At 66.2% G+C, this 15,353-nt stretch carries 10 protein-coding genes; 7 read left to right on the forward strand and 3 right to left on the reverse strand.

The genetic code is table 11. The features are described 5' to 3' along the window. Nucleotides 1-4: 4 nt before the first annotated feature. Nucleotides 5-1,678, forward strand: a complete 1,674-nt coding sequence (locus AC5I49_RS09210) for a PepSY-associated TM helix domain-containing protein (protein WP_016448164.1) — start codon at nucleotides 5-7, stop codon at nucleotides 1,676-1,678. Further along, nucleotides 1,671-1,988 carry a DUF3325 domain-containing protein gene (locus tag AC5I49_RS09215; protein ID WP_046984647.1) on the forward strand — a complete coding sequence of 106 codons (318 nt, stop codon included), beginning with the start codon at nucleotides 1,671-1,673 and terminating at the stop codon, nucleotides 1,986-1,988. Before AC5I49_RS09210 ends, AC5I49_RS09215 begins: the two co-directional genes overlap by 8 nt. A gap of 31 nt (nucleotides 1,989-2,019) precedes the next feature. On the opposite strand, the gene AC5I49_RS09220 is transcribed toward AC5I49_RS09215, so the two are convergent. Beyond that, a complete protein-coding gene (locus tag AC5I49_RS09220) occupies nucleotides 2,020-4,536 on the reverse strand; it encodes a cadherin-like domain-containing protein (protein WP_495789228.1) in 2,517 nt (838 codons plus the stop codon). 179 nt (nucleotides 4,537-4,715) lie between these two features. Between AC5I49_RS09220 and AC5I49_RS09225 the strand changes: the two genes are divergently transcribed. From AC5I49_RS09225 to AC5I49_RS09240, 4 genes are read left to right on the forward strand one after another with little or no spacing between them, the layout of a single operon-like run. After that, complete coding sequence (locus AC5I49_RS09225) at nucleotides 4,716-7,076, forward strand: ATP-binding protein (RefSeq protein WP_495789229.1); 2,361 nt, start codon at nucleotides 4,716-4,718, stop codon at nucleotides 7,074-7,076. A 4-nt stretch (nucleotides 7,077-7,080) separates the two neighbouring features. Then, nucleotides 7,081-8,292 (forward strand): EAL domain-containing response regulator, encoded by a 1,212-nt coding sequence (locus AC5I49_RS09230; protein WP_017407842.1) that lies wholly within the window; start codon nucleotides 7,081-7,083, stop codon nucleotides 8,290-8,292. 20 nt (nucleotides 8,293-8,312) lie between these two features. Then, nucleotides 8,313-11,603, forward strand: coding sequence for a hybrid sensor histidine kinase/response regulator (locus AC5I49_RS09235; protein WP_495789230.1), 3,291 nt, complete (start codon nucleotides 8,313-8,315; stop codon nucleotides 11,601-11,603). Between the two features lie 18 nt (nucleotides 11,604-11,621). Beyond that, nucleotides 11,622-12,275: a response regulator gene (locus tag AC5I49_RS09240; protein ID WP_016448158.1), complete on the forward strand. Its 654-nt coding sequence runs from the start codon at nucleotides 11,622-11,624 to the stop codon at nucleotides 12,273-12,275. Between the two features lie 25 nt (nucleotides 12,276-12,300). On the opposite strand, the gene AC5I49_RS09245 is transcribed toward AC5I49_RS09240, so the two are convergent. Beyond that, nucleotides 12,301-12,465: a hypothetical protein gene (locus AC5I49_RS09245; protein WP_495789231.1), complete on the reverse strand. Its 165-nt coding sequence runs from the start codon at nucleotides 12,463-12,465 to the stop codon at nucleotides 12,301-12,303. A 74-nt stretch (nucleotides 12,466-12,539) separates the two neighbouring features. After that, the gene (locus tag AC5I49_RS09250) at nucleotides 12,540-12,950 is read right to left on the reverse strand and encodes a hypothetical protein (RefSeq protein ID WP_495789232.1); all 411 of its coding nucleotides are present in this window, start codon (nucleotides 12,948-12,950) and stop codon (nucleotides 12,540-12,542) included. Nucleotides 12,951-13,053: 103 nt separating this feature from the next. Here AC5I49_RS09250 and AC5I49_RS09255 point away from each other — a divergent pair, with 103 nt between their 5' ends. Continuing rightward, the gene (locus tag AC5I49_RS09255; RefSeq protein WP_495789233.1) at nucleotides 13,054-15,213 is read left to right on the forward strand and encodes a methyl-accepting chemotaxis protein; all 2,160 of its coding nucleotides are present in this window, start codon (nucleotides 13,054-13,056) and stop codon (nucleotides 15,211-15,213) included. Nucleotides 15,214-15,353: the final 140 nt, after the last annotated feature.

Genomic DNA, 15,353 nt, shown 5'->3' on the forward strand with positions numbered 1-15,353 from the left:
CCCCATGTTCCAGAACTTCCGCCTCTCCATGGCCTGGCTGCACACCTGGTTCGGGCTTGCGCTCGGCTTCGTGCTCATGGCCGCCTTCTTCTTCGGCGCGCTGTCGGTGTTCGACCGCGAGATCGACCGCTGGGCCATCCCGGCCTCGCGCTTCGAGCCCACGCCCATGCCCTCGTACGACCAGATCCTCAAGCCGGTCTTCGAGTCCATGCAGCCCAACGCCCAGGCGCGCGATGCCATGCGCGGCGAGGTCAACGGCCCGCTGCCCGAGCGCTTCGACACGCCCCAGCGCTGGGGCGCCTACACCACCCACCGCGATCCCGTGCTGGGCCTGTTCGCCGGCTACGAGGTGCCCAACGCCAAGAAGCCCGAGACCCTGATCTGGGCCATGCGCACCATCGACCCGCGCAATGGCGAATCCCTGCCGGACGACCACCTCAAGATCGGCAGCCGCTTCTTCTACCCGCTGCACTACAGCCTGACGCTCAACTGGATGAACCTTGGCTACTGGATCGTGGGCTTTGCCGCGCTCATCATGCTGGTGGCCCTGGTCAGCGGCGTGGTCATGCACCGCAAGATCTTCCGCGAGCTGTTCACCTTCCGTCCGAAGAAGGCCACGCAGCGCAGCGTGCTGGACCTGCACAACCTCACTGGCGTGGTGGCGCTGCCCTTCCACTTCTTCTTCGCCTTCACGGGGCTGGTGATCTTTGCGGGCATCTACTTCCCCATCACCCATACCCAGCTGGAGCCCCTGCACGAGTTGCACGAGAAGATGGAGGCCGAGGAAACCGGCCTGCCGCACGACCGCGCCGGCGTGGCCGCACCCATGGCCTCGGTGGACGCCATGGTGGCCGAGGCGCAGCGCCGCTGGGCCGCCAAGGGCATGGCCGGCGACGTGGGCTTCCTGTCCGTCACCCATGTGGGCGATGCCAACGGCTACGTCAGCGTCTACCGCGCCGGCACCGACCGCATCGCGCTCACGGGCGAGGGCATCCACTTCAAGGCCAGCACGGGCGCCCTGCTGCGCGAAGATCCTCCGCGCACGGCCGTGGACAGCATCAACACCTTCCTCACCGGCCTGCACCTGCAGCACTTCCGCCACTGGCTGCTGCGCTGGCTGTACGTGCTGGGCGGCCTGGCCGGCTGCGTGTGCATTGCCACCGGCTTTGTCTTCTTCGTGGAAAAGCGCAAGAAGCAGCACGCCAGACAGGGCGTGCAGGGCGCGCGCGTGGTCGATGCCCTGGCTGTCACCACGGTCACCGGCATGCTGGTGGCCACGCTGGGCATGCTGATCGCCAACCGCCTGCTGCCCGAGGCCATGCCCCAGGGCTGGCCGGGCCGGGGCGACATGGAACGCTATTTCTTCTGGGCCACCTGGCTGCTGGCCATGGCGCATGCCTTTGTGCGCAGCGCCCCCGTGGCCCGGGGCCTGCCCAACCCCGCCTGGCGCGAGCAGTGCTGGGCCGTGGCCGCCATGGCCGTGGTGGCCGTGCTGCTGAACTGGCTGACCACGGGCGACCACCTGTTCAAGACCCTGGGCGCGGGCTACTGGCCGGTGGCCGGCGTGGACCTGTTCATGCTGGCCAGCGCCGTGCTGGCCGTGGTGGTGGCGCGCAAGCTCAAGACGCGCGCCGCGCCCGCCATGCCCTCGCGCGCCGCGGAGGTGGCCCATGTCTGAGGGACTGATGGACGCACTGCTGCTGGCCGCCGCCTTTGCGGCATCGCTGCTGGGCATGGCCTGGTTTGCGCTGGCCAAGGACGTGCACTGGGAGCAGGTGCACGGCGACATGCCCCAGCCCGATGGCAAGGTCAGGCTGCTGCGCTGGCTGGGCGCCTCAGGCCTGGCCGCCTCGCTGGGCCTGTGCCTGGCGGTGGACCATGCCTCCATGGCCTCCCTGGTCTGGATCATGACGCTGGCAGCCGCCGCCCTGGCCATTGCCTTCACCCTGACCTGGCGGCCGCGCTGGCTGCGCTGGTTGCCGGCCTGACGTTTGCGCGGGACCTGCGCCCGCTGCGGGCTCAGGCCTGCCTTTTCCTCATCCTGCGGCTGGCCAGATAGGCCATGCCGCACAACAGTGCCAGCATGCCACCCTGGCCCAGGCCGGGAACGGCCTGGACATTTCCGGGGCCGGGACCGGGTCCTGGGTCCGTGCCCGGACCGGGGTCGGGATCGGTGCCCGGGCCGGGATCGGGAGGATCGGCAGCGATCACCTCGATGGTCACGGATGCCGGTGCGGCAGCGCTCTGGTGCCCGTCGGATACCGTGAAGGCGAAGGTATCGGGCCCGGAGTAGCCGGCCGCCGGCGTGTAGACCAGCGTACCCGTCTGGGGATCGAAGCCGCTGATGACGCCATGGGCGGGGCCGGCGGTGATCTCGAAGCGCAACGGGTCCGACTCGAAGTCCGTGCCAGCGAGGGTGATGGACAGCGCCGTATCCTGCGGGGTCGTGACGGCTTGCGGCAGGGCCACGGGGGCGGCGTTGGCCGCCATCGCGTTGGAAAAGCGCGAGGTGTCACCGGTGGAAATCCGGGTGGCGGTCGCCGTGACAGCGGCCTGGTCGCCCGGGGGCATGGCGCCCTTGAACACCAAGGGCGCATGGCCGGATGCATCGGTGGTCACGGTCTGCGAGCCGAGCAGAACCTTGCCGGCGGCGCGCTCCACCAGCCCGTCGGGCAGCCTGGGCGTCGAGAAATACTCGATGCGCATGCTCTCGTTGGCGACGCTGTCCAGCGTGCCGGACAGGCCCTCGGGCGTCACCGTGAGCAGCACCGGCTCGGCAGGATCTCCATTGGCCAGGCTGGTTCGTGCGATGCCTCCCTCGGTATTGCCGTAGATGGCATTGCCGAGCATGGAGACGCCCTTGACTTCGTCCCCCCGCAATCCCACGCCGAACAGCCTGTTGTGGGCAATCACGTTGGCATGTGCCGCGTCGTCACCGCCGACCAGGGTGTCATGGGCCTTCTGGAAGAAGGAAACGCCTTCCCCATTGGGCAGGGGGGTTCCCTGGGGACTGACGCCCACGTAGTTGCCCTGCACGAGGTTGTTCTTGCTGGCGCCCTGGAACTGTATGCCGGACGCCTTGCTGCCACCGACGATGTTTGCGCGCACGGTCACCTCATCCGAATCCTTGATGACGATGCCCCATTGATTGGGCAGCATGGTGCTGGCATCCAGGCTGGTTCCCACGATATTCCCGGCAATCAGGGTATTCGGGTTGCGTGCGCCGTAGTTTCCATTCAATTCAATGGCCGTTTCCTTGTTTCCGGCAACCAGGTTGCCGTCCTCAGGGCCTGTGCCAATGCGATGTCCGCCCTCCGACGAAAAGAATACGGCAATGCCTGGCCCATTGTTGGGAATCATGGCCGTGCCGGCTGCATTGGTTCCGACTCGGTTGCGGGTCACCAGCGTGTGGGCGCCGGAAATGGAAATCGCGGAGGAGCCGCCTGTTTTCCTGACATTGCCGGAGACGAGGTTGCTGTCGATCAGCGTACCGGTAAAGTCGGATGCCACGCTGATGCCGTTTCCCTGGTTTCCCAGGGCCGCATTGCCGGTGATATCGGTGCCTATGTAGTTTCCCTGAATGATGTTTCCTGTACCCGCGCCTGGCCAGGAAAGCCATATTCCGGAATTTTCCGCCGCGGAAATGACATTTCGCCCGCCAATATCCAGATTCCCGATGCGGTTGCGGTTGCCGGAGTGGACAAGGATGTTGCTGCGATTGCCCATGGCAACCGTTCCCGATGCGTCAACGCCTATATGGCAGCCCAGCACGGTGTTGCCGTCGCCGGTCACCGCCAGGGCCGTATTGAAGCCGCCTATCGCCAGGCCGCGCACCGTGATGGCGCCTGCCAGCTCGAGCCCTATGCCGAACTCGGGGCTGCCTGACTGCAGCGTGATCAGGGGGCGGCGTGGCAAGTGGTCCTCATAGCCGGGCTGCGTGCTGGCGTCCACGGTGAGCGATGTGGCCGGTGCAATGGGCTGCATGAGCCTGCCATTCCAGTTGCTTTGAGTGACGATGGTCTGCTCTCCCCCCGCACCGATGCGGAACTCGATGCGGTTGTCGCCACCTTTGTTGCGGTTGGCGTTGGCGTAGGTGATGGCATCGCGCAGCGTGCAGGGGCCCAGGCCGGTGCTGGCGCACGGGCCGGTTGCGTCGGCGGCGCTGTCCACCACGACGGTCCATGCGTGGGCCGTGGCGATGCAGCCTTGCGACAGCAATGCCAGGGCGAACAGGCGCAGGGGCCTGCGTGCCGCCGTGGGAGTGAATCGTTGCCTGTATATGCTCATTGCCTTTTTACTTTCCCTGAAATGGACTGCCGAAACGCCTTGCGGGCATTGATTGCGCAATTGCTGGAAAGGGCGCTGCAATTTCGCATGTGCGGCGTCTGTGTGGAATATCCCGGGGCCTGACCCAAGAAAATGAAGCAGCCCTTGTTGATGAATCAAGCCGGCAATGATCCCCGGGGCATCCGAGTTTGGGTCTAAGAATTTTCTTAAATCATCAAGACTGCTGAAATCGCTGAAGAGATCGGACAAGGTCTTTGATGACGAAGCGAGGCGGGCGATATTCCCGGGTGAAGCGGCGTGCACGGGTTTGCAGGATTAAGAAAATTCTTAGCCCTGTTTCTTCATCCGATTCCTATGATTTGGCAATGCGCCAGTTTCAAGACCTTCTGTTTTCTTCCCGCTCGACTCGGCACGGGTGGTGCCCGTCCATGGCACTGCGCGATTGGATGGCGTCGCTGCGTGATTGGACGGTATTTGCACTGGCAATCATGGCCATGCTGGCCTGCGCCTTGCACAGCGGCAGGGACGATGCCGCCCCGGCGCCGCCATCCCGCAGCCGCGCGCATGTGCCTGTGGGGGACATGCAGCTGTTTTTCATGGACCGGTATTTCCTGCTGCTGGACGCTGCCGTGGGCGCGACCCGCGCGGCCGTCCATTCCCAGGCCGGTCTGGCATGGCCGTGGCGCACCAGCGCACCGCAGGACCACCTCGTGCCGCTGTATTCGCTGATGCATGTGGGCCGGGGCCTTCCCGAATCGCTGCTGCTGCGCAAATCCGTGAACAACGCCGCATGGCTTGCAGACCGCTGGGAGCCCGTGCGGCAACTGGTCAGGGCCCACGCCTGGCTGCTGCTGTGGTCCGTGTCGCTGGGACTTGCCCTCATGGCTGCACTTGCATGGTGCGTGGGCCGGCTGCGACGCGGCGTGCCGGCTTCGGCCTGGAGCCGGGCAGGCGCCTGCGCCGCCAGTGATGCACTCTGCCGAAAGCTGCTGGACACGGCACCCGTGGGCCTGGCGCTGGTGCGGTGCAGCGATCGCAGCCTGCTGCTGTCCAATGCGCTGGCCCGGCAGTGGGTGTGCAGTGATGCTTCCTGGTTCGAGCACGCCGTGGCCGGGGGCACGCAGCAGGGCCCGCGTGAGCTGGCGCTGGGGGACGGGCGATGGGTGGAGGTCCGCACCACGCCCACGACCCACGGGGGCGAACCGGTGGTCTTCTGCCTGGTCAGCGATGTGACGGCGCTCAGGCAGGCGCAGGCAGCGCTGGTCGATGCCAAGCAGCGCGCCGAATCGGCGAGCCAGGCCAAGACGCAGTTTCTGGCGACCATGAGCCACGAAATACGCACACCGCTCTTTGGCATCCTGGGAACGCTGGAGCTGCTGGCCCTGTCCAGGGTTCCTTCCGAACAGACCCGCTACCTGGGGGCCATGCAGCAGGCATCGGCCTCCTTGCTGCGCATCGTCAACGACAGCCTGGACCTGTCGGCCATCGAGGCGGGCCGGCTGCAGCTGGAGGCCCAGGCGTTCTCGGCCACCGAATTGCTCGACAGCGTGGCCGCAGGCCTGCTGTCGCGTGCCGAGCAAAAGGGCCTGCAGCTGTATGCCGTCTCCGATGTGAAAACGCCGCCCCTGCTGGTGGGCGATGCCTTGCGGCTGCGGCAGATCCTGGACAACCTGGTGGGCAATGCCATCAAGTTCACGTTCTCCGGCCATGTGGCCATTCGCCTGCAGGTCATGGGCGACAGCGAGGAAGGCACCGACCTGCGGTTCCAGGTGCAGGACACGGGCATCGGCATCGACCCGGAGCAGCAGCCCTTCCTGTTCGACCCGTACTTCCGTGCCCATGCGGCCACCCAGCAGCAGGTCCAGGGCGCGGGCCTGGGACTGTCCATCTGCCTGCGCCTCAGCCAGGAGATGGGCGGGCGGCTGACGGCCGCCAGCCAGCCGGGACTGGGGACCTGCGTGTCATTCGAGCTGCGCCTGCCGCGCGAGAGCGCGGCAGGCTATGAGGCAGTGCCCAGTCTGTTGCCGCACACCGTCTACGTGGATGGAGCCATTCCGGAAGTCGTGCACAACCTGTGCGCCTGGCTGCGGCATTGGGGCGCCATGGCCCAGCCCTACCGGGACCAGGTGCAGGGTCCCAATGAACAGGCCGTGCTGGTGCAAGCCTGGCCACGGTCGCTGCGCCGTCCGCAATGGACGGGCAAATGCGTTCTGGCGCTGGCGCCGGGCGAGAGCCCCCGCGAGACCGTGCAGGCCTGCGTGTGGGAGGCCAGCGCGCCTGGCGTGCCGGCAGTGGGCCATGCGCTGGGCCTGGCCCAGCAGGGCATTGCGCCGGGTGCGCGCCCCGACCTGTATGCCGCCGCCCAGGTCCACGAGCCCCTGGGGCTGAGGGTGCTCATCGTCGAGGACAACCCCATCAACAGGATCATCCTGCGAGAGCAGCTGCAGTTGCTGGGCTGCGAGGTCCAGCAGGCCAGCAATGGACAGGACGCGCTGTCCCTGCCCGGCCTGCTCGAATTCGATGCCGTTCTCACCGACCTGCACATGCCGTTGCTGGACGGCCCGGCCCTGGCGCGTGCGCTCAGAAAGCGCGGGTATGTCCGCCCGATCGTCGGGCTGACGGCCAATGCGCAGCCGCAGACCCAGACCCAGACGCAGGCGCAGGCGCAAGAGCAATCGCAAGGCCAGGGCGACGGACTGCCGGCCGGCTTCGACAACCTGCTGTGCAAGCCATTCACGTTGGCGGTGCTGCGCACCACCTTGAACAACATCAAGCAAGGCAGGACCTGAACCCATGCTGGCCCCATTCAAAGTACTCATCCTGGACGACCATCCCCTGTGCTGCGAGCACGCGCGCAGCCTGCTCATGGAGGCGGGACTCACGGACACGCACATGGCCTGCAACGCGCGGGAGGCCCTGGAGAAGCTGGGCGACGGCGGATTCCATCTCGTCATCACCGACCTGAAGATGCCTGACATGGACGGCCTGCAGTTCATCGATGAATTGAGCCGGCGCGACCTGCATCCCATGCTCGTGATATCCACCTCCTGCTCGCGCCGGCTGATGAACAGCGTCAGTCTCATGGCCAAGGAGTCCGGCTTTTCCGTCATCGGGATGTTCCAGAAGCCGTTCGGCACGGACCATGTCCAGGCGCTGGTCAGCCAACTCAGGTCCGTCCATGCAAACGAGGGGAAAACCGCTGCCGGCATCAGGGAGCGGCCGATTTTCGCCAAGGCCCACCTGGTGCAGGCGCTGCAGGAGAAAACCATACAGGCCTGGTTCCAGCCCAAGAAATCCCTGCTCACGGGCCACATCGTCGGCGTGGAAGCGCTGGCGCGCTGGAACGATCCGCAGTTCGGCTTCATGATGCCGGGCTCGTTCATGTCCGCCATCCGGTTCCATGGGCTGGACCATGCCTTGCTGGTGCGGATGATGGAAGATGCCATGTCGGCGCACCTGGCCTGGCGCAGTGCCGGACATGTCGTGCCTGTGTCCGTCAACCTGCCGGTACCGCTGCTGGACGATATCGGCCTGCCGGACGAGTTGCACGGCATGGCGGCCCGGTGCGGCATTGCTGCGGAGAACATCACGTTCGAGCTGCTGGAGGACCAGGCCGTCGGCATACCCGCCAACTACTACATGAGCGCGAGCCGTTTGCGCCTCAAGGGCTTCGGCCTGGCCCAGGATGACTACGGGCGCGGATACAGCTCGATGTACAGCCTCATCTCCACGCCCTTCACCGAATTGAAGATCGACCGGGCCTTCGTGGCCGGTGCGGCAGGTGACGAGGTGCGGACTGCGGCCTTGACGTCGTCGGTGCAACTGGGGCGGCAGCTGGGCCTGACGGTGACGGCGGAAGGCGTGGAGACCACCCGGGACCTGGAGTTGCTGCGCAGCATCGGATGCGATTGCGTGCAGGGCTATCTGCTGTCCGCCGCGGTGCCTGCGGTTGAATTTGCCCTTATGCTGGCGTCCGAACCCCGGCACCAAGGCAACCCCACCTGACCCAAGCACGCAAGGCGTCCATGCCCGACTCCCCGTTCAGCAAGATCACACGCACCACACGCTGGCAGAACCGGGTACTGTTTGGAGCGCTTCCCCTGGCGATCTTCCTCATCGCCGTGCTGCTGTGGGGCTCGGAGAGGATCTTCGAGCAGGAGCAGGGGCGCCTGGCCTTGAACTTCTCCGCCATCGTCGGCTCGCTGCAGGAGCAGGAAATCTTCCTTCGGCGGCTCAAGGGCCGCAACGAGTCCTGGAAAGCGCTGCCGGACCAGAGGATAGCCACCATCGTCGACGTGCCCGCTCCTGCGCAGGCGGACTACCGCATGTTCCGTGGCCGCGAGGCCATCGGCGGCATTCCCTTTTCACTGCAATGCGCTGCGCGCGTGGCCTGCGACACGCTCCCGGACCGGCTTTTCTCGCTGGGCAGCTCCCTGGCCGCAGGCTATTCCTCCTTCTGGGCAGGCTCCTACTTCCCGGCAGCCGCTGCCTTCTTCACCAAGGAGGACGGGGCGATCAGCATCGGCGTGCCGGCCATCGACGTGCCCATCGGCAACGAGAGCGTCACGCAGGAAATGTTCGACAGCACGATTGCCGCCGTCAAGGCGCATCTGCGGGCCAGGGCCGCCGATGCCCGGCCGGGCGCAGGCTCCACGGCGCCGGCGCAGGAAATCGTCTGGTTCCGGTCGCCCCAGTTCCCGGAAAAGATGATCGGCATGGTCGCCGCCGGCTTTTCAAGCCATCTCGAAGCCGGCGACGAAGCCGCCACAAGCCCGATCTACGCCGCCATCCTTTTCAGCCGCCAGCGCATCAGCGCCATAGAAAGAACCATCCATACGCTGCCCAGGCATCTTTTCTGGCTGGAGCACCGGGATTTCGGCGTGCTCATGGGCACCGGCCCCGTCCCGCAGGTGGACGACACGGGGATGCAGTACACGCGCAATGGCCTGATCCTCAAGACCGAGGATGCCTCCGGCCGGTGGACCGGCTACTACCAGGTGGACTACGCCACCTTTTTCCAGGGCAGGCTGTTCGCCCCTTCTGCCGGCCTGGTGCTGGCCCTGCTGCTGAGCCTGCTGGCCGGCGTTGCCTATACCCGGTGGTTCAACCGCAAGGTGATTGCGCCCGCGCAGGAGGCGCAGCGGGTCATCGTCGAGAGCAATGAATTCAACAGGACGCTGATCGAAACCGCTCCCGTGGCCATCTGCCTTGTGGCCTACGGCAGCGGGAAAATCATCTTCAGCAACTCGCTGGTGCAGGAGTGGCTGCACTCGGCCGATGGCTACCTGCGTCCCGGCTCGCCGGAGAACAAGGCGGCACTGGAGGAGATTGTCCATGCCCGGGCCGCAGGCACCATGGAGCGCCTGGTCACCGAGCAGGGCAGGACGCTTCATGTGGCCTATGCGCCCACGCGCTACCTCGGCCAGGATGTGACGCTGTGCATTTTTGCCGACGTCAGCGCGCGCGCGGAGATCGAGAGCAACCTGGAGCGGGCAAGAATCGCGGCGGACGAGGCCAACGAGGCCAAGTCCACCTTTCTGGCGACCATGAGCCACGAAATCCGCACGCCGCTGTATGGCGCGCTGGGCACGCTGGAGCTGCTGGGCATGACCGAGCTCACCCAGCTGCAGAGCAAATACGTGGACCGTATCGAAGCGTCCTCGTCCATCTTGCTGCAAATCATCAGCGACATCCTGGACACCAGCAAGATCGAGGCCGGCCAGCTGCAGCTGGAAAAGGCCCCTTTCAATCCCCGGGAGCTGGTGCAAAACTGCACCAGCTCCTACGCCGCCATGGCGCAGCAAAACGGCCTGCTGCTGTTTTCCAGCGTGGACGCGCAGGTGCCCGAGTCGGTGCTGGGCGACGCGGTGCGCATCCGCCAGATCCTGGGCAATCTCATCAGCAACGCCATCAAGTTCACGGAGGCCGGCCATGTGATCGTCCGCCTGCGCAGCATGCCGGGCCCGGCCTCGCAGGCCCGGCTGGTGTTCGAGGTCTGCGACACGGGCGTGGGCATAGAAAAATCCCTGCATGGCGAGCTTTTCACGCCCTTTTATCTCGTCAAGAACAGCAGCCGCACCGCCCGTGGAGCGGGCCTGGGCCTGTCCATCTGCTGGAGCCTGGCCCGGATGATGTCCAGCTCCATCGAGGTCTGGAGCGAGCCCGGCCTGGGCAGCAGGTTCTGGTTCGAGCTGGGGCTGGAGACCGTCGCGCAGGAGCAGGAGCAGGGGCCGGAGCAGGAGCAGGAGCAGGAGGAGGCTCCCGCGCTGCAGGGCGCCCGGATCGCGGTGCGCACCCCCCACCCGGAACTGACGGACAACATCTGCGCCTGGCTGCGGCGCTGGGGCGGCCAGGCCCGCGCGGCGGCAGCCGCCCCGGTGGCGGCCCATGACGATGAGCTGCTGCTGGACGTCCTGCTGCCGGCGGACAGCCCCGCGCCGCAGTGGAAGGGGCGGCACCTGAACCTGTCCTCGCCGGACAACCGGGGCATCGACGGGCACAACGTCCTGAGCATCGGCCAGGGCATTGTGCAGGTGCTTGGCGGTGCGCAGCGCTCTGCCAGCGCCGGCACCGATCTGCCCCTGTTCGACCTGCGCGTGCTGGTCGCCGAGGACAATCCCGTCAACCAGGTGACGCTGCGCGGCCAGCTCGAGAGCCTGGGCTGCGAAGTCACGGTCGCCGACGATGGGGAGGAGGCGCTGGCGCTGTGGGACATCAGCCCGCACGATCTGGTGCTGACGGATGTGAACATGCCCTACCTCAACGGCTACGAACTCGCCGAGCGGCTGCGTTCGGAGGGGGTTGCCTGCCCCATCGTCGGCGTGACCGCCAATGCCATGCTGGACGAGGAAAACCGCTGCCTGAACGCCGGCATGAATGCCTGGCTGGTCAAGCCCATCCAGTTGCGCACGCTGGTCCGCACCCTGGAGAAGTTCGCGCCGAGAAAACGCCTGCGTCCGGCGCCTGCCCAGGCCGGCGCTGCGGCGGCGGACATTCCCCCGCCCCCGGCCCTGTCGGAGCCCAACGTTTTGCAGACGCACAGGCAGGTCTTCGTGCAGTGCATGAACGACGACATAGAAATGCTGGCCCGCGGCCTGCAGGAGCGCCGGCCCGACCTGGCCGCCCAGGCCCTGCACCGCATGCGCGGCGCCTTGCTGCTGGCCAGGATGCAGGAGCTTGCCGCCCGCACCCAGGCGCTGGAGGAGCGGCTCCTGAACGGCGCCCCGGAGCCCGGCCTGCAGGCCGCGCTGTCAGTCCTGCTGGACGACCTCCTGGCCGACCTTCGCGCCATGATGGCGCAATTGCCCCAGCCCTAACCCTTTGCTTGCGATCCCATGAAACTGAAACTGCGCATTGCTGTCGTGGACGACCACGCCGTGGTCCTGCTTGGCGTCAAGGACTTCCTGGAGCAGGACCCCAACCTCCAGGTCGTGGCCACGTTCGATACCCCGTCGTCCTTGATGGAATACGCCAGATCGAACCCCCTGGACGTGGTTCTGACCGACTACTCCATGCCGGGCGATGACCTCTACGGAGACGGCCTGCGCTACGTGGACTACCTGATACGCCATTTCCCGCACATCAAGGTGCTGGTGCTGACGACCGTCTCCAATCCCATGATCATCTCGGCCCTGTATGACGCGGGCGTCGCCGGCGTGCTGCTCAAGGAAGATCCGCTCAGCCAGATCATGGCGGCGCTGCAATGCGTGCGCCTCAACACGCGCTACTACTCGCCCTCGTTCCAGGCAGGCACGCCCAGGCAGGAGAGGACGGTTTTCCTGAGCGAACGCGCCAACAACCTCTCGCCGCGTGAATTCGAAGTCCTCAGGCATTTCGCCAAGGGGGAATCCATCACGGAAATCGCCGCACGCCTGAGGCGCAGCGTCAAGACCGTCAGCCTCCAGAAGAACTCCGCCATGCGCAAGCTGAACGTGGACAGCAACCAGGACCTGGCCGCCTTCTGCGCCGAGCACCATCTCTTCGACTGACCGGCCTGCGGGCTGCACCAGCCGGTCAACCTTCCAGCACCTGGCCTTGCGCCTGGCTGCCGCCCTCGGCGTCCCCCTCGCCCAGGCGATAGTGCGGTTCGGACGGCATCAGGCGAAACCCCAGAAGTGCCCCGCGCCGGCTTGTCTTCATCGCCAGGGGTGCCTGGCAATGCACGCAGCCATAGTTCACGAAATTGGCATCCTGCTCCAGTGAATAAAAGCGGAACCTCAGTCCGGGGTGGGGCGTTGACAGGCTTGTATTGCTCAGCAATTCGTAGCACGGGTCGCATAGTTTCTGGGACGTTCTCTTTGGCTGCATTTCTGGAAAAAACGGATCGATATACCGCTCTCCAGTCTTGCCCGGCCTTGCGCAGCCAAGGCTAAGACGATTCTTATTGCCGCACGGCGCGCATCAACGCGGCTGCTGCTGCGCCGTGCGTGGATGCCACCTTCCAGCGCCAGCTCGGTCTCCAGGTAGCGCACGTTGGCGGCTTCGGTGACAAAGCCCGCCACCTCGGCATCGTTGTCATGCGCCTGTTTGTCGCCCCAGCCGTTCTGGCGGGCGTTGGCCGAAGCCGGGGCGCGATGGGCCGGACGCTGTCGTTGCAACACTTGGTTACTTCCTTGACCCATCTCAAATCCCGCATGCGGCAGCGTCGATACGCTTCGGCCCATGAATCACCAGGGCTTGACTTTGGTCAGCATGGCTTGGCACGCAGGCATTCCCCGCCTGTGCGCACACAACAGCGGCGCCCTACGCCGCACAGGAGATGCATCAATGCACATCGGCCAACGTTTCTGGCGCCGCCAAGGGCTGGGCACCAAACTGTCCATCACCAATTTCGTCTGGGTCGCCTCCATCCTGGGCCTGCTGGTCCTGGGCATTGCCTGGGATGTCAGCAAGTCCCTGCAGTCCAGGATGAACAGCGACATGCAGCAGGGCATACGGACGCTGCACAACTTCATCGAGTCCAACGACAAGGAGCTGCGCCAGCGCACCCAGTTCCTGGCCGACAGCCTGGCGCACAGCCTGCAGGGCACGCTCAGCCTGGACACCGGCGGCAGCGAGCCGGTGCTGAGCCTGGACGGCCAGCCGCTCAACGGCAACGATGCGCAGCTGCAGGCCTTCACGCGCAGCACCGGCGCCGTGGCCACCGTGTTCGCGGCCCAGGGGCAGGGCGACTTCGTGCGCATTGCCACCACCCTGAAGAACGACAAGGATGACAAGGGCGGGGCCGTGTTGGGCAGCCGCCTGGACCGCGCCCACCCCGCCTACGCCGCCATCCAGGCCGGCCAAAGCTACATGGGCCTGGCCCATCTGTTCGGCCGCCAGTACATGACGCACTACCGCCCGCTCAAGGACGCGGCGGGCGCCACCGTGGGCATTGCCTTCGTGGGCCAGGACTTCTCGCAACTGCTGGAGCACTTCAAGGACTCCATCCGCGCGCTCAAGGTCGGCCAGACCGGCTACTACTTCGTGCTCAACGCCGAAGACGGCCCCCAGCGCGGCCAGCTGGTGGTGCATCCCGCCATGGAGGGCAAAAACATCAGCGAGTCCAGGGACGGCGACGGCCGCTTCTTCATCCGCGACATGCTGGACCGCAAGCAGGGCAGCATCGCCTATCCCTGGACCAACCCGGGCGAGGAGCAGCCCCGCGACAAGCTGGTCGTCTTCAGCCACTACGCGCCCTGGAACTGGGTCATCGCCACCAGCGCCTACGTGGACGAATTCGTCTCCGAGACCCGCAGCCTGATCCTGCAGTTCGCCCTCATGGGCCTGGGCGCCGTGCTGCTGCTGTCGGCGGCATGGTTCTGGCTCATCCGCCGCATGATCGTGCGCCCGCTCAAGCAGGCCAGCCACATGGCCTACGCCATTGCCGATGGCGACCTCACCTTGCGCGTGCACAGCGACCGCCATGACGAAATCGGCCACCTGCTGGAAGCCATGAACACCACCAGCACGGGCCTGACCCGCGTGGTCGGCAGCGTGAACGAACAGGCCCACAGCGTGGCCCTGGCCAGCGCGGAAATCGCCCAGGGCAACCAGGACCTGGCCGCCCGCACCGAAAGCGAGGCCAGCGCGCTGGAGCAGACCGCCGCCGCCATGGAGGAACTAGGCTCCACCGTGGCCCACAACGCGGACCACGCGCAATCGGCCGACCGCATCACGCGCGAGGCCCAGCGCGTCGTCACCGAAGGCGGGCAGGCCGTGCGCAAGGTCGTGCAGACCATGCAGGGCATAGACGCCAGCAGCAAGAAGATTGCAGACATCATCGGCGTCATTGACGGCATTGCCTTCCAGACCAATATCCTCGCCCTCAACGCCGCCGTGGAAGCGGCCCGGGCGGGCGAGCATGGCCGCGGCTTTGCCGTGGTGGCCGAGGAAGTGCGCGCCCTGGCAGGCCGCAGCGCCGAGGCCGCCAAGGAAATCAAGCAGCTCATCAGCCACAGCGTCGCTGAAATCCACACCGGCAACCAGGAGGCCGCGTTTGCCGGGGAAACCATGGAACAGGCCATGGAGGAAATCCGCAAGGTCACCCAGCTCATCTCGGACATCAGCCACGCCAGCGCCGAGCAAAACAGCGGCGTCGCCCAGGTGGCCGAGGCCATCACCCACATCGACCAGACCACGCAGAAGAACGCGGCCCTGGTCGAGGAAATGGCCGGCGCCGCCGCCGGCCTGCGCCACCAGTCCGATCAACTGGTGCGCGTGGTCTCGGTCTTCCGGTTGCAGGGCGGCAGCAATGCCCAGGCACAGGCGGCGCCCCGTGCACCGTCGCTGGCGCCCGGCGCGGCCAAGGCATCTGTGCCCCAAGCCGCCCCGCCTGCCGTTGCCAAGCCTGCCACCCCGGCCGCGTCGGCTGCCTCGGCAAAACCGGCTGCCGCCAAGCCCATCGCCATGGCCTCCACGGCCGATGACGACTGGGACAGTTTCTAGGCGTCGCGCCCGCCTCAGTCGTGCCGCGCCATCAGGTCACGGCGGCGGCGCTCGTAGTAGTGCCGCTGGCACTCGGCCGCCTCCTACCAGAGGCATGCGTCGTTCACGGCACTACACGCAAAAGACCAGTATCCATGGCC

It is taken from the genome of Delftia sp. (assembly GCF_059499305.1).